This window comes from Desulfohalovibrio reitneri, assembly GCF_000711295.1.
Lineage (GTDB): Bacteria > Desulfobacterota > Desulfovibrionia > Desulfovibrionales > Desulfovibrionaceae > Desulfohalovibrio > Desulfohalovibrio reitneri.
In genome coordinates, this window is record NZ_JOMJ01000003.1 from 2,234,131 (window position 1) to 2,254,139 (window position 20,009).

At 68.7% G+C, this 20,009-nt stretch carries 22 protein-coding genes; 14 read left to right on the forward strand and 8 right to left on the reverse strand.

From position 1 onward, the window contains the following. Window positions 1-19: 19 nt before the first annotated feature. From N911_RS0111165 to N911_RS16970, 6 genes are read left to right on the forward strand one after another with little or no spacing between them, the layout of a single operon-like run. Window positions 20-793, forward strand: coding sequence for a ParA family protein (locus N911_RS0111165; protein ID WP_029897155.1), 774 nt, complete (start codon window positions 20-22; stop codon window positions 791-793). Beyond that, window positions 780-1,964, forward strand: coding sequence for a PAS domain-containing protein (locus tag N911_RS0111170; RefSeq protein WP_029897157.1), 1,185 nt, complete (start codon window positions 780-782; stop codon window positions 1,962-1,964). Before N911_RS0111165 ends, N911_RS0111170 begins: the two co-directional genes overlap by 14 nt. Next, window positions 1,961-2,242: an amphi-Trp domain-containing protein gene (locus N911_RS0111175; protein WP_029897159.1), complete on the forward strand. Its 282-nt coding sequence runs from the start codon at window positions 1,961-1,963 to the stop codon at window positions 2,240-2,242. The genes N911_RS0111170 and N911_RS0111175 overlap by 4 nt, the downstream gene beginning before the upstream one ends. 2 nt (window positions 2,243-2,244) lie before the next feature. After that, window positions 2,245-2,907 (forward strand): response regulator, encoded by a 663-nt coding sequence (locus N911_RS0111180; protein WP_029897161.1) that lies wholly within the window; start codon window positions 2,245-2,247, stop codon window positions 2,905-2,907. Next, window positions 2,904-3,305: an FxsA family protein gene (locus N911_RS0111185; protein WP_029897163.1), complete on the forward strand. Its 402-nt coding sequence runs from the start codon at window positions 2,904-2,906 to the stop codon at window positions 3,303-3,305. Before N911_RS0111180 ends, N911_RS0111185 begins: the two co-directional genes overlap by 4 nt. Before the next feature lies 1 nt (window position 3,306). Then, window positions 3,307-5,745, forward strand: coding sequence for a sensor domain-containing protein (locus N911_RS16970; protein WP_051694221.1), 2,439 nt, complete (start codon window positions 3,307-3,309; stop codon window positions 5,743-5,745). 12 nt (window positions 5,746-5,757) lie between these two features. On the opposite strand, the gene N911_RS17640 is transcribed toward N911_RS16970, so the two are convergent. Continuing rightward, the gene (locus N911_RS17640) at window positions 5,758-6,309 is read right to left on the reverse strand and encodes a tetratricopeptide repeat protein (protein ID WP_051694223.1); all 552 of its coding nucleotides are present in this window, start codon (window positions 6,307-6,309) and stop codon (window positions 5,758-5,760) included. A 105-nt stretch (window positions 6,310-6,414) separates the two neighbouring features. Here N911_RS17640 and N911_RS0111200 point away from each other — a divergent pair, with 105 nt between their 5' ends. Continuing rightward, entirely contained in the window at window positions 6,415-7,761 is a 1,347-nt protein-coding gene (locus tag N911_RS0111200) for a response regulator (RefSeq protein WP_029897169.1), read from the forward strand. A gap of 134 nt (window positions 7,762-7,895) precedes the next feature. Next, the gene (locus N911_RS0111205) at window positions 7,896-8,651 is read left to right on the forward strand and encodes a class I SAM-dependent methyltransferase (RefSeq protein WP_029897170.1); all 756 of its coding nucleotides are present in this window, start codon (window positions 7,896-7,898) and stop codon (window positions 8,649-8,651) included. Window positions 8,652-8,689: 38 nt separating this feature from the next. Here the strand turns inward: N911_RS0111205 and N911_RS0111210 are convergent, their stop codons facing one another. From N911_RS0111210 to N911_RS0111230, 5 genes are all read right to left on the reverse strand, one after another. Further along, a complete protein-coding gene (locus N911_RS0111210) occupies window positions 8,690-9,679 on the reverse strand; it encodes an NAD-dependent epimerase/dehydratase family protein (protein ID WP_029897172.1) in 990 nt (329 codons plus the stop codon). A 3-nt stretch (window positions 9,680-9,682) separates the two neighbouring features. Continuing rightward, on the reverse strand, window positions 9,683-10,009 hold the full coding sequence (locus N911_RS0111215) for a phasin family protein (protein WP_029897174.1): 327 nt from the start codon (window positions 10,007-10,009) through the stop codon (window positions 9,683-9,685). Window positions 10,010-10,019: 10 nt separating this feature from the next. Next, entirely contained in the window at window positions 10,020-11,684 is a 1,665-nt protein-coding gene (locus N911_RS0111220; protein ID WP_029897175.1) for an ABC1 kinase family protein, read from the reverse strand. 73 nt (window positions 11,685-11,757) lie between these two features. Beyond that, the gene (locus N911_RS0111225; protein ID WP_029897177.1) at window positions 11,758-12,549 is read right to left on the reverse strand and encodes a TIGR03943 family putative permease subunit; all 792 of its coding nucleotides are present in this window, start codon (window positions 12,547-12,549) and stop codon (window positions 11,758-11,760) included. Continuing rightward, window positions 12,546-13,475, reverse strand: coding sequence for a permease (locus tag N911_RS0111230; protein WP_029897179.1), 930 nt, complete (start codon window positions 13,473-13,475; stop codon window positions 12,546-12,548). Before N911_RS0111230 ends, N911_RS0111225 begins: the two co-directional genes overlap by 4 nt. A 118-nt stretch (window positions 13,476-13,593) precedes the next feature. Between N911_RS0111230 and N911_RS0111235 the strand changes: the two genes are divergently transcribed. Genes N911_RS0111235 through N911_RS0111260 form a run of 6 tightly spaced genes read left to right on the forward strand, consistent with a single transcriptional unit; the run spans window position 13,594 to window position 18,292 of the window. Next, window positions 13,594-14,634, forward strand: coding sequence for a metal ABC transporter solute-binding protein, Zn/Mn family (locus N911_RS0111235; RefSeq protein WP_029897181.1), 1,041 nt, complete (start codon window positions 13,594-13,596; stop codon window positions 14,632-14,634). A 16-nt stretch (window positions 14,635-14,650) separates the two neighbouring features. After that, window positions 14,651-15,412, forward strand: coding sequence for a metal ABC transporter ATP-binding protein (locus N911_RS0111240; protein WP_035104718.1), 762 nt, complete (start codon window positions 14,651-14,653; stop codon window positions 15,410-15,412). Then, complete coding sequence (locus N911_RS0111245; RefSeq protein ID WP_341860303.1) at window positions 15,409-16,236, forward strand: metal ABC transporter permease; 828 nt, start codon at window positions 15,409-15,411, stop codon at window positions 16,234-16,236. The genes N911_RS0111240 and N911_RS0111245 overlap by 4 nt, the downstream gene beginning before the upstream one ends. Next, window positions 16,233-16,655, forward strand: a complete 423-nt coding sequence (locus N911_RS16975) for a Fur family transcriptional regulator (RefSeq protein ID WP_051694225.1) — start codon at window positions 16,233-16,235, stop codon at window positions 16,653-16,655. Before N911_RS0111245 ends, N911_RS16975 begins: the two co-directional genes overlap by 4 nt. A 60-nt stretch (window positions 16,656-16,715) precedes the next feature. Continuing rightward, window positions 16,716-17,894 carry a GNAT family N-acetyltransferase gene (locus N911_RS0111255; RefSeq protein ID WP_029897189.1) on the forward strand — a complete coding sequence of 393 codons (1,179 nt, stop codon included), beginning with the start codon at window positions 16,716-16,718 and terminating at the stop codon, window positions 17,892-17,894. Window positions 17,895-17,944: 50 nt separating this feature from the next. Continuing rightward, window positions 17,945-18,292 carry an ArsR/SmtB family transcription factor gene (locus N911_RS0111260; RefSeq protein WP_051694227.1) on the forward strand — a complete coding sequence of 116 codons (348 nt, stop codon included), beginning with the start codon at window positions 17,945-17,947 and terminating at the stop codon, window positions 18,290-18,292. On the opposite strand, the gene N911_RS0111265 is transcribed toward N911_RS0111260, so the two are convergent. Beyond that, on the reverse strand, window positions 18,268-19,602 hold the full coding sequence (locus N911_RS0111265; protein WP_029897192.1) for an alkaline phosphatase family protein: 1,335 nt from the start codon (window positions 19,600-19,602) through the stop codon (window positions 18,268-18,270). The genes N911_RS0111260 and N911_RS0111265 overlap by 25 nt on opposite strands. Window positions 19,603-19,680: 78 nt before the next feature. Further along, a complete protein-coding gene (locus N911_RS18475) occupies window positions 19,681-19,830 on the reverse strand; it encodes a hypothetical protein (RefSeq protein WP_161781623.1) in 150 nt (49 codons plus the stop codon). Between the last annotated feature and the right edge of the window lie 179 nt (window positions 19,831-20,009).

Below are 20,009 nucleotides of genomic sequence, written 5' to 3' on the forward strand. Positions count from 1 at the left end.
CGAGACCAGGAGCCGACGCATGCGCACCATTGCCGTGATGAACCAGAAAGGCGGGGTGGGCAAAACCACCACCACCATCAACATCGGCGCCGGGCTGGCCAGGCTGGACCAGCGCGTGCTGCTGGTGGACCTCGACCCCCAGGCCCACCTGACCTATTCTTTGGGCATCCCCGCCCACGAGTTGGAAGCGACCATCTACGAGGTGCTCAAGGGAGAGGCCGACGTGGCCTCCACCCTTTTGGAGCGGCACGGCATGGACGTGCTGCCCTCCTCGCTGTCCCTCTCCGGGGCGGACCTGGAATTCTCAGCGCTGCCCGGCAGGGAGTTCCTGCTGCGCGAGGCACTGGAAGGCTTCCACGAGATGTCCCGCTACGACTACGTGCTGGTGGACTGCCCGCCCAACCTGGGCATCCTGACCATCAACGCCATGACCGCCGCGCGGGAGGTGTTCATCCCCCTGCAGACGGAGTTTTTGGCCCTGCAGTCGCTGTCCAAGCTGCTGGAGACGGTGGAGGTGGTCAAAAAACGCCTCAATCCCTCCCTGGAGGTCACGGGCATCGTGGCCACCCGCTACCAGAAGCAGAAAAAGCTCAGCCGCGAGGTGGTGCGCAAGATCCGCGACTACTTCGGTGACAAGCTCTTCGAGAGTTCCGTGCGCGAGAACATCTCCCTGGCCGAGGCCCCCAGCTTCGGCCAGGACATCTTCACCTACCGCCCGGACAGCCACGGCGCCATGGACTACATGGCCCTGTGCCGGGAAATACAGCGGAGCCAGCGACATGCCCACGCGTGAAAACCGCCTCGGCGCCGACCCCCTGGCCTGGCTCAAGCCCTCCGCGGATGAGGGCGGGGCCGAAGCCGACTCAGCCGGGGAAGGCTACGCCTACCGCCCCGGCCGCGCCCACCCCTCGGACCGCTCCCTGGAGCGCTTTTTCCGGGCCGCCTCGGGCGTGCCCTGGCAACCCATCAGGGCCTTGGAGCACTTGCCCCAGCCCTTCTGCGTGACCGACGCCCAAGGCGGGCTGGTCTTCGCCAACGCCGCCTTCAGGCGGATGTGGGGCGGGGAGGGGCTGGAGGGCGTCCGCTGGCCCGACGAGTTCCGCCCGGACAGCCCCGGAGCGGCCGAGGCCCGGCGCGAGGCCCTGGAGACGGGCCGGCCCCGCAGGTCGGCCGTGCGCCTGCCCGGCGAAGCCGAGGCGGAAATGGAGGTGGAGTGCGTGCCCGCCTCCCTGGAGGGCGGCGGCCAGTGCGTATTCTCCTATTTCCGCCACCCCTCGCGGGAGCCGCTGCCGGCCACGGGCGAGGCCGCCTCGGTCCCGCCGCCTCCGGAGGCGGTGGAGCACGCGGCGCCCCAGCCGGAGACTGAGCCGGAAACCGGCCATGAGGCGGAAGAGCCCCGGGACGCCGCCGAGGACCTGGGGGCCGCCCTTGCCTTTGCCGAGGAAGGCGGCAGACGGCTGGCGGACTCCTGTCGCGACTACCGCGAATCCAGCCAGAGCGGCGGGCTCTTCCCCCGGCCGGAGGTCGAGGCGGAGGAGTTGCGGCAAAGCATGGCCGCCTCGGCCGGGCCGCTGCTGGAGCGCGCTGGCTATCCCCCTAAGACAGTGGCTGTGGGGGTGGGGGCTGACTGTCCCGCCCTGCCGCGTTCGCTGGCCGTGTTTCTGGATTTCGTGTTCTTCGACCTCCTGTGCTACGGCCTGGAAAGGATGCGGGGCAAGGCGGAACCCGGCGCGGGGCTGGAGGTTTCCCTCAATGGCCACGGCCATGACGGCGTCCGCCTGTCGCTGCTGGACCACGCGGGGCTCTTCAAAAAGATCAAATTGCATGACAAAAAGGAAGAAGGCGTGGCCCGGATAGCCGCCGAGGTGGTCCGCCGGGGGGGCTCCGCCCTTCTCATCCGGGACGGAGAGACCGAATTGCGCTTGACCCTTCCCGCCCGGAACGCCACAAGGAGCGAACAATGAGCGACAAGCAGAAGCTGGAAATCGAGTCCGTCATGGGGCTGCCCCAGGCCATCGCTTATCTGGAGGATCTGCTGGCTTCGCTCAAGGGAGGCCGTCTGCGCGTCTCCTCCGGCGGGGAATCCGTCACCCTCACGCCGGGACAGGTGGTGGACTTCGAGTTGACCCTTTCCCGCAAGAAGGACAAGGAAAAATTCGAGGTGGAGATGTCCTGGAAGCGGGACAAGGCCGGGGATGACGTGACCATTTCCGCCGATGGGCCCGTCATGGAAATCGAGTGAGTATGGACCAGACACGCATCCTGATCGTCGACGACCACGCCATCGTGCGGGAGGGGCTGTGCCGGCTGCTGGCCTCGCAGCCCGACCTGGACGTGGTGGCCGAGGCCGGGGACGGGGACGAGGCCATCCGCATCGCCCGCGACACCCGCCTGGACATCGTGCTCATGGACATCGGCATGCCCCAGGTCAACGGCATCGACGCCACCCGCACCATCAAGGGGGACAGCGACGAGCCGCCCAAGGTGCTCATCCTCACGGCCCACGAGGACCGCAACCTGCTGCGCCTGGCCCTGGCCGCCGGGGCGGACGGCTACCTGCTGAAGAACTCCAACAAGGACAAGCTGGCCGGAGCCATCCGCGATCTGCTCAGCCAGGGCGTCTACTTCGAACCGGAACTGGATCCGGACGGCCCCGGCAGCGCGGCCGGGCTGCCGGGACCGACGGAGTTCAGCAACCTCACCAAGCGGGAGCGGGAAATCTTCTCCCTGGTGGCCCAGGGACTGAAAAATCGCGAGATTTCCGAGCAATTGCACATCAGCATCAAGACCGTGGAAAAGCACCGGGCCAACCTCATGCGCAAGCTGGGCCTGCACTCCGTGGCCGAACTGGTCTCCTGCGCCCTCAAGGCCGGCTTCCTCATGCGGGGCGGGGGAGACGTGGCATGAGCCTCGGCGTCCGCCTCTTTCTGCTCTTTACCCTGGTTCCGCTGGTGGAGATTTTCCTCTTCGTCAAAGTGGGGGAGCGCATTGGCGGCCTGAACACCGTGGTGCTGGTCATCATCACCGCGGCCGTGGGCGCCGCGCTGGCCCGGGCCCAGGGGGCGGAAGCCATGCGGCGCATCCGCCGGGCCATGGAGCGCGGCCTGGCCCCGGCCGAGGAGCTGCTGGACGGCGCGCTCATCCTGGTGGCCGGGGTGGTGCTGCTCACGCCGGGCTTCTTCACCGACCTTGTGGGGCTTTTCCTGCTTGTCCCGCAGGGGCGGGAAGTGATCAAGAAGCGTCTGCGCGTCTGGATCAAGCGGAAGATGGACCAGGGGACCATCCATATCCACCGGGGGCCGTGAGGTGCCCGCCGACGAACCGTACCCCCGCCGCCCGGGCGGCTCCCTGAAGCGGCCCCTCTGGCGGGCCCTGCCGCTGACCGTCCTGCTGACCGACTCCTCCGGCCGCATCCGCGACGCCAACCGCGACTACCTTTCCTTTCTTGACCGCCCGTTCAGGGAGGTCGAGGGCGCGCGCCTGGAGGATTTCCTGCGCTCCGACGACTCCCTGGCCGGGGAGGCGGAGGGCGGACCGCCCCTGTCCGGGGTGCGCGCCTTCCAGACGCCCCGTGGCGAAACCTCTCTGGCTCGGCTGGAGACGGCCGCCGCGCATGGCGGGGACGGGGAGGAGCTTGGCCTCCTGACAGTGGTCCGCGAGGCGGACGGGAGATGGCCCGGGCGATGTCCGGAAGGGGTCGGCGCGTCCCTGCGCACGGTGTTCGACAACGTCTACGACGCCATCTTCCTGCACGACACCCGGGGCCGCATCGTCGACGTCAACGACAAGATGCTGGCCATGTACGGCGTGGACCGTGCGGAGGCCCTTCGCTTCGACATCTCGGACTTTTCCGCTCCGGAGGCGCGGGTGGATGACCTGCCCGCCATCTGGGACGACGTCATGGCCGGCCGCCCGCGTTTCTTCGAGTGGAAGGCCCGCCGCCTCCGCAGCGGGGAGACCTTCGACGTGGAGGTGTATCTGAGCCGGCTGGAGCCGCCGGGGGGGCCGATCATCATGGCCAACGTGCGCGATGTCACCGGCCGCAAGGCGGCGGAGCGCGACCTCAAGCTGGCCGCCAGGGTTTTCGAAAGCTCCATCGAGGGCATCATGGTCACGGACGCCAGGGGCATCGTCCTGCGCGTGAACCCCGCCTTCGAGCGAATCACCGGCTACGACCGGGACGAGGTGCTGGGCCGCAACCCGCGCATGCTCAAGTCCGACCGCCACCCCGAATCGTTCTACCGCGGCATGTGGCGGTCCCTGCTGACCGACGGGCTGTGGGAGGGGGAGATATGGAACCGCCGCAAGTCGGGCGAGGCCTATCCCCAGTGGCTGTCCATCTCGGCCATCACCGATGACAAGGGCGGGGTGGCCAATTACGTGGGCGTTTTCCACGACGTGTCCGAGAGCAAGCGGCGCGAAGAGCAAATACGAAGGCTGGCCTACCACGATCCCCTGACCGGACTGCCCAACCGCGCCCTGCTCAAGGACCGGGTGCGCACTGCCGTGGCCATGGGGAAGCGGCACGGCCGCAAGCTGGCCTTGCTTTTCATGGATCTGGACAACTTCAAACAGATCAACGATTCCCTGGGCCACGCCCGGGGCGACGAATTGCTGCAGGAGGTGGGGGAGCGGCTGCTGGGCGCAGTGCGCCAGGCCGACACCGTGGCCCGCCTGGGCGGGGACGAGTTCGTGGTGCTGGCGCTGGAGCTGTTGCGGGCCGAGGACGCCCTGGCCGCTGCCAGGCGTATCAAGGAGGCCATGGACGACCCCTTCCCGCTGGCCGGGCAGGCCTTTCGAATCACCACCTCCATCGGTATCGCCCTCTATCCCGAGGACGGCGACGATCCCGAAACGCTGCTGACCAACGCGGACACGGCCATGTACCGGGCGAAAAACGACGGCCGCAACACCTACCGCCTCTTCACCCCGGCCATGAACGACGAGGCCCTGCGGCGGCTGCGCCTGGACAGCGATTTGCGCGGCGGCCTGGAGCGGGGGGAGTTCCACCTGGCATTTCAGCCCAAGGTGCGGCTTGCCGGCCCTTCGGTGTCCGGGGCGGAGGCGCTTTTGCGCTGGACGCGCAAGGGGGAGGCCGTTTCCCCGGCGGAGTTCATTCCCCTGGCGGAGCAGTCCGGCTTCATCGCCCAACTGGACGCCTGGGTGCTTGAAGAGGCCTGCCGCGCCGCCTTGCCCTGGGCCGGGGAGCGGGAGGACTTCACCCTGGCGGTCAACGTCTCGGCGCACCAGTTCCGCTCGCGCGGCCTGCCCGACCTGGTGGCCGGGGTGCTGGAGCGGACCGGCTACCCGGCGGAAAAACTGGAGCTGGAGCTGACCGAAACGGCCGTCATGCGGGAGCCCCAGGCCGCGGCGCAGGAACTGCGGCGGATAGCGGACATCGGGGTGGGGGTGGTCATCGACGACTTCGGCACCGGCTATTCCTCCCTGTACTACCTCAAGCGCTTCCCCATCCGGGCGTTGAAGATCGACCAGAGCTTCGTCAAAGACCTGCCGGACGACCCCGGGGACATCGCCATCACCACGGCGGTCATCTCCATGTGCAAGGCGCTGGAATTGTCCGTGGTGGCCGAGGGGGTGGAGACCACCCGCCAGCTCAATTTCCTGCTGGGGCTGGGCTGCGCCGAGTGCCAGGGCTACCTGTACGCTCCGCCCCTGCCGCCGGGGGAGTTCGCCGACCTGCTGCGCACCGGCCTGGCCAGCGGCAGGTCGGGCCGGGCGGGCTGACAGCCCGGGTCGTCACTCCTCCCCTTCCGGGTAGCCCAGGGCGCGCTCCACGGCCTGGGCGCACTCCTCGCCGGTGCAGGAGCCGGACTCGTGCAGGGCCAGCTGCAGGTTCACCTCGCGCTGCACAGCGGTGTTGTCCGGCTCGAAGTAGTTGCGCCAGATCTCGGCGGCCTTGTCCATGTCGCCCTGGCGGGCGTGGGCCAGGCCCAGGTGCAGGGAGGCCGCGGGCGGCCCTCCCTTGCGGCAGACCCGGGAAAGCTCGCAGCGGGAGCGGACGTACTGTCCCCGGCGGTACAGGCAGACCCCCAGCCAGCAGCGGGACTCGACGTCCTCGGGGTCCTCCTCCAGCCTGGAGAGGAGCAGGGCCTCGGCGTCCTCCAGCTTGCCCTGCACCAGCAAGGTGGGCGGGCCCTCGCGGGTGTCGCGCCTGGGCGGTCGGGCGGGGCGGCCGTCGTTGCCGTTCTGGTCCGCCCGCATGCGGTCCCACTCGTCCTTCCAATGCCTGGCCTTGAACCGTTTGCCCAGGCCGAAGAGCAGTTCCCGTCTGGAGAGTTTGTCAGCCACGCGGCCTCCTCTTTCGTGTCTATGGGGTTCCACGTCCGTATTGACAGGGTGGATAAGGTGCACAAGACTGTACGCCTTTCGATATCCTTACAAGGAGGGGGCGCAATGGGCAACGGTGGGCAGAAGCCCAAGCAATACGACGAGATAGTACGGGACTTCGTGGAGGAGGACCGGGGAACCTTCATCGTGGTCAGCAACGACCAAACCTTCCTGAAGGTGTTTCGGGGCACCATGTACAAGACCCTGGCCCTGCCCCAGGGCTGCGTGGAGGCATTCGCCGAGAAGGCGCGGGCCCAGAAGCAGGTCAAGGCCGCGCTGGCCGCCGGGAACAAGCCCCTGGTCATCATCGAGCGGGAATTGGAAGGGGTGCTCTCGGTGGAGTTCGTCAGCTACCTGCGCAACGACTACCCCCACCTGCCCATCATCGTCCTCACCGGCGAGATTGAACGCGACGGCCTGGTGCTTCTGCACGAGATGGGGGTCAACAACTTCGTCACCAAGCCGGTTTCGGCCAACGTCATGATCGAGAAGATGGCCAACACCATCAAGCCGCCCTCGCGGCTGGGCGAACTGGTTGAGGCGGGCAAACGCTTCAACGCCAAGCACGACTTCGACAAGGCCCTGACCGTGGCGGACAAGGTGCTCTCCCTCAAACAGGACAGCCCGGCCGGGCTCATGCTGCGCGGCGACGCCCTCAAGGGGCTGGGCAAGCGCCAGGAGGCCCTGGCCGCTTACGAGGGCGCCAGGCGCGGCGCCTCCATGTACCTGGAGCCCATCAAGAAGCTGGTCCAGTTCTACAAGGAGGAAGAGGACCTGGACATGCAGCTCAAATATTTGGAGGAGCTGGACCGCCTCTCCCCCCTCAACGTGGACCGCAAGGTGGACATCGGCGGCATCAGTCTCAAACGGGGGGACACGGATAAGGCCAGGGGCATGTTCGACTCGGCCAAGAAGCTGGCCACCCGCCAGGCCTTCTCCAAGGTCAGCACCATGCTCAAGCAGATCGCCGAGAGCTGCATGGACGCCGACCCGGAGATGGCCGAGGAGTACCTGCGGCAGTCCCTGGAGACCAAGGGAGACATGCTGGACAAGTCGGACCTGGAGACCTTCAACACCCTGGGCATCGTCCTGCGGCGGCAGGGCCGCTGGAAGGACGCCCTGTCCGAGTACGAAAAGGCCAGGAAGGTGGCCCCGGAGGACGAGAACCTGCACTACAACATGGCCATGGCCTACGTGGACGGCAAGGAGTTCGACAACGCCTCCAAGGAGTTGAACAAGGCGGTCAAGCTCAATCCGGAGTTCGGCTACCGCAGCGCCACGGCCTGCTTCAACATCGGCTACATCTACTCCATGGCCGGGCACGACCATCTGGCCAAGGAACGGCTCAACGCTGCCCTGAAGCTTGATCCCGACCACGCCAAGGCCAAAAAGTTGCTTGACAAGCTGTCCTAGGCGGTCGATGGCAGCCCCTGATCGGGCAGGCTTCCCGATGATCGGACGCCTGCCGGGGCCGGGAAGGGGGCTACCGCACGCCGCGGCGTACGCTCCGGCATGGAAGCGCGGCGACATATCTGGAGGCGGGCAAGATGGATGAACTCGAACTGCTTGTCGACCTTCACCGGGGTGCCGCTCGCCAAGGACCCGGGGGAGAGGCGGAAACGAAACTGGCCTTGGATCTGGCTCGTGTCGATCGCTCCCGGCCGTTGCGAATCGTGGACATCGGGTGCGGCACAGGGGCTTCGACTCTCCTGCTCGCGAAGGAACTCAACGCGGAGATCACCGCGGTGGATTTTCTGCAGGAATTCCTCGACGAATTGCGATCAAGGGCCCATGAGCAGGGGGTGTTGGACAAAATCGCCACAGTGAATTGCTCCATGGATGCCCTCCCTTTCGCGGAGGGGGAATTCGACGTGATTTGGTCCGAAGGGGCCATCTACAATATGGGATTTGAAGCCGGGGTTTCGGCTTGGCGGCGGTTTCTGAAGCCGGGAGGGAAGCTCGTCGTTTCCGAAATAACCTGGCTTACCGCCGCACGGCCCCCGGAAATCCAGGCCCATTGGGAAAGGGAATACCCGGAGGTTGATGTCGCGTCGGCGAAGCTCGAGTCGCTTGAGCGGCATGGCTACAGCCCCGGAGCGTTCTTCGTCCTCCCGAGGCATTGCTGGACCGAGGCGTATTACCACCCATTGCTGAGCCGTTTCGAGGGCTTCCTTGACCGGCATGGACAAAGTGAAGCGGCACGGCGCATCGTTGCGGCGGAAAAAGACGAAATCGCCCTCTACGAACGGTATGGCGCCTATTACAGCTACGGGGTCTACGTTTCGGGCAAGGTGGGAGAGTGAATCCCCCGCTTCCGATCCTGTGAATCCAGGGAAGCGGTTCAGCCCTGGTTATCCTCCAGGGGATGCATCCAGCGGTAGGACACGCAGTCGTCCAGCACTGCGGGCACGCCCTGGTAGAGGGTGGGGTAGCGGGGCTGAAGTCCCAGCTCCTCCCACAAGAGGCCCTCGGCCACGGGCAGGCTCAGGGTGAAGGAGCGCACCCCGTCCGGGGTTTCCAGGGACTGCCTGCCCCGCAGCCTGGACCAGGCCGCCAGGCAGCCCGCCCCGGCCATGGCCAATCCGCGCGGCACTTTGCGCAGGCGCAGGCGCGGGTAGTAGCGCCGCACCTGGGCGAAGAACTCGTTCCAGGTGGCGGAGCGGTCGTCGGCGCAGGGGGAGATGACGGACAGCCGCTTGCGGGCCGTCTCGATCAACTGCCTGGCCGCGTCCTCCACGTGCAGGTGGCCGTAGGCGTTCTCCCCATCCCCGGGCATGATGAAGCCGCCCTCGCGGATGGCCGAGAATACGGCGTCGCGCGCGCCGTAGACGTGGGGCAGCCGCAGGGACGCGAAGGCCATGCCCGCGTTGCGGCAGACCTTGGCCATCTCCATTTCGGCGTGCAGCTTGGCCTTGCCGTAGTCGCTGGCCGGAGCGGGCGGGGTGGAGGCGTCGATGGGCACGCCGCCCCGCTCCACCTGGCCGTAGACAAGGAGCGACCCGGCGAAGACCAGGCATTCCACGCCCGCTTCGGCCGCCACCCGGGCCAGCTCGCGCGAGCCGTCAATGAGGGAGGGCTTGAGGGTGTCGTAGGGCTCGAAGCTGGCCCGCGCGCCCAGGTGGAGCACGGTGTCGCAGCCCTCCACGGCCCGGCGCAGGGAGTCCGGGCTGCGCAAATCGCCCATGACCGGCTCGGCCCGCAGGTGCGAGACGATGGTCCCGCGCGGCATGCGCCGCACCATCAGCCTGGGCGTCAGCCCCTCCTCCGCCAGCAGCTCGGCCACCCGGTAGCCGATGAAGCCTGTGGCCCCTGTGACCAGCACGCGGCGCATGGGCTATTGCCCGCCCTTGCCCTGGATTTCCTCGAGGGCCTTCTCCAGGGCCTCCACGCGGGTGCGCAGCTCCTGCACCTCGGCGGTGGTGGCCAGCCCGGCCTTGGAAAGCACGTCCTGCACCTCGCCCTCGCCACGCATTTCCATTTTGGAAATCTGCTCGGCGATCTGGTTGGCCATGTCCTCGCCCTGGCGGCGGGCCTCGTCCATGCCCTCCTTGGCGGTGTCGCGGGCCGCGCCGAAAACCTCGGAGAAGTTCTTTTCCACTTCGTCCTTGGCCAGCATGCCCAGGCCCAGGCCGGTGAAGAATCCTTTTCTGAAAACGTCCATGGGTATCTCCTTAGCGTTTGCGGAACAGCAGCCGCCAGACCAGCCAGGCTCCGAACAGTCCGGAGAGCACGAAGCCGGTCAGGCCGAGTATGGGGACGCCCCATAGGTGCGGGGCCACGTCCGAGACGTAGATGAGCGACGAGCCGATGACCAGGGAGGCCACCACCAGGGAGGAGGCGATGACGAAGGCGATGCCGCGCAGGTACTCCATCTGGTCCTTGAGGAAGTCCTGCTGCACGTGCAGCCGCAGCTCCCCTTTCTCCAGCCGCTGCAGCACCCCCTCCACGCGGGCGGGCAGCCGCCCCAGCCGGCGTATCTCCCGCTCCGCCCGCCGCCACGGGGGGCGGTCGGAAAAGACCATGGAGGCGCGCTTGACCACGTGGCGGATGGCCAGGGACTTGAGGCCGTCCAGGGCGGAGAAGTCCGGGTCGATGGTCCGTCCGGCCGCCTCGGTGGAGAGCAGGGCGCGGGCCATGAGGATGTAATCGGAGCGCAGGTAGACGCCGAACTCCCGGCAGGCGGCGGTCAGGTCCAGCAGAAAGCGGCCCATGTTGGCGTGCCCGGCCACGGGGGTGCGCACCTTGTCCAGGTAGTACATGACGTCGCGCAGGAAGCGCTGGAAATCCAGGTCGGTGGGCACCTCCACAGACATCTCCAGGGCGGTGCGGGCGATGGCCTCGGCGTCGCCCTGGACCATGGCGATGAGGTAGTCCACCAGGGCGGAGCGCATGTCAGGGGTCAGGCGTCCCACCATGCCCCAGTCGAAGAAGACCAGCAGGCCGTCGCGGTTCACGCCCAGGTTGCCCAGGTGCGGGTCGGCGTGGAAGAAGCCGTGGTCCAGCATCTGGGCCGCCACGCAGTCCAGCCCGATCTGGGCCAGCTGGCGGCGTTTTTCGTCCGGGCCCTGGTACTCGTCCAGGCGCACGGCCTCCACGTACTCCATGACCAGCACGTCCGGGGTGGTCAACTCCTCGATCACCTCAGGGGCCATGACGCCCTGCTCCGGCCCGAAGCGGGAGGTGAAGAGCATCTGGTTGCGCGCTTCGCTGAGGAAGTCCATTTCCCGCTGCAGCCCCTTGCGCACTTCGGAGGCGATGTCCGGCAGATGGGCGGGTTTGAGCGATTCCATCCGGGAGTGGATGAGCCCGGCCAGGTACTCCATGATGTCCATGTCCGCGGCCACGGTTGAACGGGCCTTGGGACGCAGCACCTTCACGGCCACGTCCCGGCCGTCATGGGTGCGGGCGCGGTGCACCTGCGAGAGGGACGCCGCAGCCAGCGGCTCGCGGGAAAACTCCGCGAATAGGGTGTCCAGGCCGCCGCCCAGGCTGCCCTCCACTCGCGCGGCGATGTCCTCGAACTTCTCCGGGGGCACGTCCTCCTGCAGGTGCTTCAGCTCGTCGCACAGCTCCATGGGCACCAGGTCCGGCCGCACCGAAAGGATCTGCCCCACCTTGATGAAGGTGGGCCCCAGCTCCTCCAGAGCGCGGCGGATTTTGGTCCACAGGGCAAGCCGGGGGGATTCCGGGCATTCCACGCACTTGGGCTTCACCCGCTTGGGCAGGGGCAGGTTTTCCAGCACCTCCCCGAAGCCGTAGCGGCCGAGGATGAAGAGAATGTCCTTGAGCCGCAGCAGGGATTGGCCGGGGCGGAAGGGAAATGGTTCGTTCTGCATGGTTCCCCTTGTTTCCGCGTTCTTAGCACGGCGCGCGGTCCGTGGACAAGCCGCGGCGGGATTCGTCGCGGCTTCAGAAGGCGAAGGGTTCCTTGCTCCGCACCTCGAAGGCGTAAGGGATCTTGGGTGGCTCCACCGGCTCGGCGTGGTCCGGGATAAAGACGCGGTCATGGGGTAGGATGGTCATGATGACCCCGGGCGTGGCGGGCGGGGTGTCCTCCTCGCGCGCGGCCGGGTCAGCAGCCTCGCGCAACCGGCCCAGCACGCGCAGCCACTGGCCATCCTCATAGTCCGCAGGGTCGTCCACCCGCACCGGCATCCCCACGGCCAGGGCGTCGGCGAAGCAGCAGACCACCACCGTGCGCACTAGGGCGATCTCCCCGCGTGCGTCCAGGGCGGGGGAGCGCCGCACTTGGCCGCGCATGGCGAAGGGGGTGGAGCCGGCGTACTCCGGCCGCTCGTCCAGCAGCATGTGCAGCTCCGGCGGGCTGAGGCGCACGTACTCCGTGCCGCCGCGCGTGAGCCGCGAGGGGCCCCGGGGCTCGGGCCGCTGGCCAAGGGAGAAGGTGGAGCCCGGCGGCGGGCCGGGGGCGAAGGACTTCGTTCCAGCCGGTTCCATGGCCAGCGCGGCCAGGGCCAGGAAGGCGACCAGCACGGCTGTCTGCCACAGGTTGGGCCGCAGGTCCCGGGCGAAGGGCAGGCAGGCCCCGCAGGCCAGAAGCGTCCCGCCTGTGATCAGGGTCAGCAGCTGGAACCTGGGGTTGAGAAAGCGCCAGTAGATCTCGGACTCGGCCAGCACGGCCAGCAACCCGCCCAATCCCACGAGGGCGGCCGCGGCCAGCCAGCGGCGAAGGGCGGGGCTCACAGGCCGCCTCCCAGCCAAACCCAGGCCAGGGAGAGGAAGAAGACGGAAACGGCCGGGACCACGACCAGGGCCACGGCCAGGGGCCGGGCGAAGACCCCGAAGTAGAGGGGCAGCAGCTTGAGGTCCACCATGGGGCCGATGGCTGTGAAGGCCACCTGGGCCTGCATGGGAAAGGAGGCGAAGCCCGCGGCCACAAAGGCGTCCGCCTCGGAGCAGACCGAAAGCAGCACGGCCAGCAGCATCATGGCCGCGATGGCCAGCACCGGCGAGGAGGCCAGGCCGAAGAGCAGGTCCTGGGGCAGGAAGGTCTTCACCGCGGCGGCGGCCAGCGCCCCCAGGATGAGGAAACCGGCCATGTGCAGAAACTCCTGCCCGGCCAGGGCCAGCAGCCGGGGGATGGCGCGGAGGCCGCGCGGGGCGGGGCCGTGGTGGTGCTCGTGGCCACATCCGCAGGCGCAGCCGTCGCCATGGGGCGAAGCGTCCAGACGGGCTCGCAGCAGCTTCCGCACCGGAACCTCGCCCGCGGCCCAGGCCAGGGCGGCGGCCGGAACCAGCACCATGGCCAGCCTCCCCAGCACCATGGACCACTCCCCCCGGAAGGCCACGTAGGTGCCCGCCAGCACCACCGGGTTGGCCACGGGCGCGGCCAGCATGAAGGCCAGGGCGGTGCGCGGGCTGACTCCCTTGGCCAGCAGCCGCCGGGTCAAGGGAACGGTGCCGCACTCGCAGGTAGGCAACAGCAGACCGCCGAAGAGCCCGGCCAGCAACTGTCCGGGCCGGGAGGAGGGCAGCCTGCGGGCCAGGGCCTCGGGCTCGGCGTACAACTCGAACACGGCCGCGAAGAGGGAGCCCAGCAGCAGAAAGGGCGAGGCCTCCAGCACGATGGCTGTGGCGATGGTGGCGAAGATGGCGGCTTGCTCCTCCATGACGCCCGTTTCCTACGTCGGGAGGCGGAACGTGGCAAGGGGAGAGCTTGACCTCTGTGCAACTCGGTTGCATAACCAGAATGCCACATAATCCTTCAATCCAGTCGCGGAGAATCCCATGAACAAACTATCCGGATTGCTGCTTGCGCTGTTTCTGCTGCTCCCCGCCCCGGCCGCCGCAGAAGGGCTGTCCGTGGCCGTGTCCATCCCGCCGCAGGAGTATTTCGCCCGCGCCATCTGCGGAGAGCGGCTGGAGGCGCTCACGGTCATGGTGCCACCCGGCGCCGAGCCCCACGCCTACGAGCCGTCGCCCCGCCAGGTGGGCTCCCTTTCGGAAGCGGATGTCTATTTCGCCGTGGGCGCGCCCTTCGAGCGGGCCTGGCTGGAACGTTTCGGCTCCATCAGCCCGGCCATGCGGGTGGTGCATACGGACAGCGGCATCGACAAAATTCCCATGGGGGAGAGCGGCCACGAGGGGCACGGCCATGAAGCCCACGGTCATGAGGAACACGGCCACGGCGAACACGGCCACGGCGAACACGGCCATGGCGAACACGGCCACGGCGAACACGGCCATGGCGAACATGGCCACGCGGAGCACGGCAATGATGCGCATGCTCATGAATCCCACGGCCATGGGGAGCCCGGCCGCGAAGCCCACGGCCACGGAGCGTACGACCCCCACGTCTGGCTGGCGCCCGAACCGGTGCGGGTCATCGCGGACAACATGTTGGCCGCGCTGGTTGAGGCGGACCCGGCGGGCGCGGAGGCGTACCGCGCGGGCCACGCCCGGCTGCTGGAGGAGGTCGCGCGCACGGACCGCGAGGTGCGGAACATCCTGGCGGACGTCCCCCGGGGGGCGGCCTTCCTGGTCTACCACCCGGCCTTCGCCTACTTCGCCCGGGCCTACGGGCTGAGGGAGGTGGCCATCCAGCAGGCGGGCAAGGAGCCCAGTCCCCGCCGCTTGGCCGAGTTGACGGAAATGGCCCGGGAGAAGGGTGTGGAGGCCATCTTCGTGGAGCCGCAGTTCTCCACCCGGGAAGCCTCGATCATCGCGGACCGCATCGGCGCGGAGGTGGTGGAGGCCGACCCCCTGGCGGCGGACTGGCCGGACAACCTCAAGCGGCTGGCGCGCGCCTTCCGCTCGGCGGCCAAATAGGGCAGGGTTTCCGGACATGTCCATCGACGTCGACCACCTGAGCTTCTCCTACGACGGCCGCCCCGTGCTGCGGGACGTCTCCCTGCACCTGGGGGAGGGCGAGTACCTGGCCGTGCTGGGCCCCAACGGCGGCGGCAAGACCACCCTGCTCAAGCTGCTGGTGGGGCTGCTGCGGCCGGACGAGGGGGAAATCCGCCTCTTCGGCAAGCCCCCGGGCAAGGTCCTGGACCGTGTGGGCTACGTGCCCCAGCACGGCGAGGGCAACCGGGCCTTCCCCGTAAGGGCGCTGGACGTGGCGCTCATGGGGCTGCACCTGCACCGGCCCGGCAAGGGCGACCGGGAGCGCGCCATGGAGGCGCTTAAGCGGGTGGAGATGGCCGACCGGGCGGAGCGGCTCTTCGCCGACCTCTCCGGCGGCGAGGCCCAGCGGGTGCTCATCGCCCGCGCCCTGGCCTCGCGGCCCGACCTGCTGCTGCTGGACGAGCCAACCTCCTCCATCGACCCCCACGGCCGTTTCTGCTTCTACGAGTTCCTGGCCGGGCTGGCCCGGGACACCACCGTGGTGGTGGTCTCCCACGACCTGTCCATCATGGCCTCCGGAGTCACGGCCGTGGCCTGCGTCAACCGCCGCCTGCTCTACAATCCCTCCCCGGAGCTGACCCAGGAGATGCTCTCCCTGCTCTACGGCAGCCACGAGCACACCTGTCCCGCGGACACCTACATGCGTGCCGTGACCAGCCTGCCGGACCTGCGGGTCCGGGAGTGGGAGGACGCGTGAGCGACCTGCTCCAGGCCTTGTCCTTCCCCTTCATGCAAAACGCCCTGGCCGCCGGGGTGCTGGCCTCCATCGCCTGCGGGCTGGTGGGCTGCCTGGTGGTGGTCAACCGGCTGGTATTCCTGGCCGGGGGGGTGGCCCACGCCGCCTACGGCGGGGTGGGGCTGGCCATGCTGGCCGGGCTGCCGGTGCTGCCCGCGGCCGTGGGCTTCTCCCTGGCCTCGTCCACGGCCATGGCCGCGGCCACCCGCCGCCACCCCCAGCGGGCGGACACGGTCATCGGGGCCATGTGGGCGCTGGGCATGGCCTTCGGCATCGTCTGCGTGGACTTCGCCCCGCAGCACGCCGGGGGGCTCATGTCCTACCTCTTCGGCTCCATCCTCACCGTCTCGCGGGGCGACCTGCTGGCCATCGCCCTGCTTACCCTGCTGATCACCGGGCTGTGCCTGCGCTTCTACCGTGACTTCCTGGCCTTCTCCTTCGACCGCGAATTCGCCCGCACCAAGGGGGTGCCCGTGACCCTGCTGCACTATCTGCTCCCGGCCATGACCGCCCTGGCCGTGGTCATGGTGGTGCAGGTGGTGGGACTCATCCTGGTCATCGCCCTGCTGACCATCCCCCCGGCCCTGGCCGAGCGGCGCACCCGCTCCCTGGGCTCCATGATGGCCCTGGCCTCGGTCCTGGGAGCGGCTTTCTGCGTGCTGGGGGTGCTTGCGGCCTACCTGTTGGATGTGACCTCCGGCGCGGCGGTCATCGGCCTGGCCGGACTTTGCTACCTGGCCGACTTGGCCCTGGGCGGAAGAAAGACCCCGGAGGCGAGGGTATGACCGAGTCCCGCCTGCGCCTGGCAGGGCTGGAGCCCACCGCCAACCGCTCCCTGGTGCTGGACCTGCTGCACCGGGCGGAGGGGCCCTTGAGCGCGCCGGAACTGCTGGCGCGGGTGGAGGGGCGCATGAACAAGGTCACGCTCTACCGCATTCTGGACCTGCTCACCCGGCATGGGCTGGTGCTCAAGCACCAGGGCTCGGAGGCGGCCCATTTCTGCGCCGGGGTGCTCACCCAGCCCGTGGACCAGGGGCCGCGCCGCCACGGCCACTTCCATTGCCGCCGCTGCGGCCGATGCTTCTGCCTGGGGCCGGAGAGCCTGCCGCCCGCGCCGGAGCCGCCGCCCCCGGCCGCCAGCGTGGACGAGGTGGGCCTGACCCTGTCCGGGGTGTGCCGCGACTGCGAAAAAACCTCCGCCTGACTGCCCGCTTTTTCCAGCCAAGGGTTCCCTTCCAGCACCCTTTGGGCGTACTATGGAAATATGACACAGCCCCGCGAACCCCTCACCGCCGCCTGGGCGGAATCCCTGAGCGATGTCCGCCGCGAGGACTGGGAGCGCTTCCGGCCCGGCACGCCCTTCATGCGCTGGGATTGGCTGCGGCTTCTGGAGGAAACCGGCTGCGTCACTCCCGGGACCGGCTGGCTGCCCAGGCATCTGCTGCTGCACCGGGGCGGAGAGCTGGTGGGGGCCGCCCCCATGTACGTGCGCACCAACTCCTCCGGGGAGTTCGTCTTCGATCAGGTCTGGGCGGAGGTGGCCGCCCGCATCGGGCTTTCCTACTACCCCAAGCTCACGGCCATGAGCCCCTTCACCCCGGCCACGGGGTACGAGCCCCTGACCGCGCCGGAAGCCGACACCGAGGACGTGTTCACCCGCGTGCTGGACGAGGCCGAGGCCTTCGTGCGCGGCCACGGCCTGTCCGGGCTCAACGTCAATTTCGCCTCCCCGCGCTTCGCCGAGGCGGCGGAGCGGGCGGGCATGGTCCGCTGGGAGCACCAGGGGTTCGTCTGGAGCAACCCCGGCTACGCCTCGTTGGACGAGTTCCTGGCCTACTTCCGCCGCTCCCGCCGCCGCAACGTGACGCGGGAGCGCAGGGCCCTGCGGGAGCGGGGCGTGCGGGTGGAGATGGTTGAGGGCGCGGACGTGTCCGATGCCTGGGTGGAGTGGCTGTACGCCATCTACGAGCGCACCAACGCCAAGTTCGGCCCCTGGGGCTGCCACTACCTCAACCGCGATTTTTTCCAGGGCATATTCCGGGAGCTGCCGGAGAATCTGGTGGTGGCCGGGGCCACCGAGGGCGGGCGGGAGCGCCCCCTGGCCATGGCCCTTTTCGCCAAGCAGGGGGAGCGGTTGTGGGGCCGGTATTGGGGCTGCTTCGAGGAAGTCCCGGGGCTGCACTTCGAGGTCTGCTACTACACCCCCATGGAGTATTGCATAGAGCATGGACTGCGGGAGTTCGACCCCGGCATGGGCGGGGCGCACAAGGCCAGGCGCGGTTTCGCCTCGCGCAGCGCCTACTCCCTGCACCGCTTCAGCGATCCCCGGCTGCACGCCCTGTTGCGCCGCCACATGCCGGAGATCAACTCCCTGGAGCGGACCCACGTTGCCGAGCTCAACGAACTGCTGCCGTTCAAGGAGTGGACCGCGGGGCGGTCTTGACGGGGGAAGCGGGCATTCGTAGGAGGTACATTGCCCATCCGAGGAGCCCCATGCAAGAGACCATCCGCCAAGCCTTCGATCCCCACGCCCGCATCTTCAAAGCCCTGGGCCACCCCGCCCGGCTGTTCATCGTGCACCAGCTCTCCCTGCGGGGGGAATGCGGCGTGGGCCACCTGCGCGACGCCCTGGAACTGGACATGTCCACCGTGTCCAAGCACCTCTCGGTGCTGCGCGAGGCGGGGGTGGTCGCCTCCACCAAGCGCGGCAGCGCTGTGCTCTACCGGGTGGCCATGCCCTGCGTGCCGCACTTCATGGACTGCGTGGACGCGGCGCGGCGCGGGGAAGAGGCCGAGCCCGCCTGCGACTGCGCGGCTCAGTCCACCCTGAAGGGTTCGTAGGGCGCGGGCCAGGCCCAGGCCGGGACCGGGGTCTCGCGCCAGCCGGCCAGGCGGGAGCGGTCCAGCAGGTCCAGAAGCAGGGCGAAGAATTCGGTGGAACGCAGCAGCGCCCGCGCCTCGGACTCCTGGAAGGAGGTCCCGGCGCAGCAGCGCACGCCAGGTCCGTGCAGCAGCACGGGATAGGGTTCGCCGGTGCGGATGAGCCGCCCCGAGGCGGGAGCGCCCGGCCCGGCCGCTATGCCCACCAGCGGCCGCCTGCCGGCCACGGTCATGGAGGGCAGGTTTTCCGCCAGGGCCGCGTCCAGGCTTTCCAGGGCGCGTTTCTTGCGGCCCGGCGATTTGGCCCGGGCGGCCCGGAAGCAAGCCCGGCTGTGCACAACCACCACCCGCGTGCCCTGTTCGAACAACTCCCTGGCCCAGCCAAGGCGGCGGGCCAGGTCCTCCCCCGCCTCGCCCCGGTCCGGGTCGTGGCGGAAGGCCAGCCCCATGTCCCGGGCGGCCCCGCCCAGGGCGGCCAGCGGGGAGACCAGTCCCCCCTCCATGCAGAAGCGATTCAGAAAGGAAAGCGAGGGGGTCTGGCGGCCTCCCGCGCGGGTGAGCAGGGCGTTCACAGGGGGCTCGTCGCGCTCCTCCCGCAGGCGGTTGAATTCCAGGCCGGAGAGGGTGCTGTGCGCCCGGGCCAGGTACTCTCCAAGGGCGCGGGCCGTTTCCTCGGCGATCATGGGCGCCCCGTCGAGGGCCATGGGCCTGGCCAGGGGCAGCCCCTCGGCCAGGGGGTCCACGTCGGTCACGCGCTCGTCCGCCGCGCCGCGCAGGATGAGGGCGCCGTCCAGCCCCTCGGTGTGCACGAGCTGGAATTCTACGCCGCGCAGGGTGGCGGGCTCCAGGGACCTGAACAGATCGGCGCAGGCCTCGCCCGTGCAGGCGTGGGCCGCCTCGTCCGGCTCGTCGGTGGAGGAGGGATCCTCGTCGATGAGCACCAGCGCGCCGTCCTCCTCGCGCTCAACCGAAGCCAATCTGGCGGAGAAAACCACGTCGCCCTGGGCCAGGTCCATGCCCGAGCCCAGCGCCGAGAGCACGCCCAGGCTGGGGGCGTGGTGCGCGCCCATGCCCAGCAGAGGGTAGAGGGCGGACTCCACGGGCAGGGGCTGGCCGGGATCGGTGGGGTGATGCAGCCACACGCTGCCCTGGCGGGCCAGGGAGTCCAGAAAGGGGGTGGCCGCGGCCTGCAGCGGAGTGCGGCCATCCAGGCCGGGGTGGGCCCGGTCGGCCGCGCCGTCGAGAAGGATGATCAGGCAATTGCGGGGCATGGGGAAAGCCTAGCGGCAAACGGACTCGGAGGGAAGGGATTATACCTTCTCCCGGAGCGTTCGCGGGCGGGAAGGTCCTCAGACTTTGATGTCCAGCCGCTGCCCCTTGTCCGGCTGCTGCGCCTGCTGGGACTGCTGCCCGTGTTCGAGGGTGCCCTGAATGACCCGCATGGAAAGCTGCGCCTGGATGGCGCTGGTGGCCTTGGCGGCCACTTCCTGAATCTCCATACAACTCCCTTTCGAATCCTATCGGACGATGCTGTCCCTGACTTGAGGGGGCGGGGCGGATTTCCGCATACCGCAAGGATTTCCCGGGGGCGTTTGATTATTGGCGGTCCGACCTTGCCCTTGAATGCCCGTATGGTATGGATATACCCTGCGAAACATATCCTGAACGATCGTGCAAA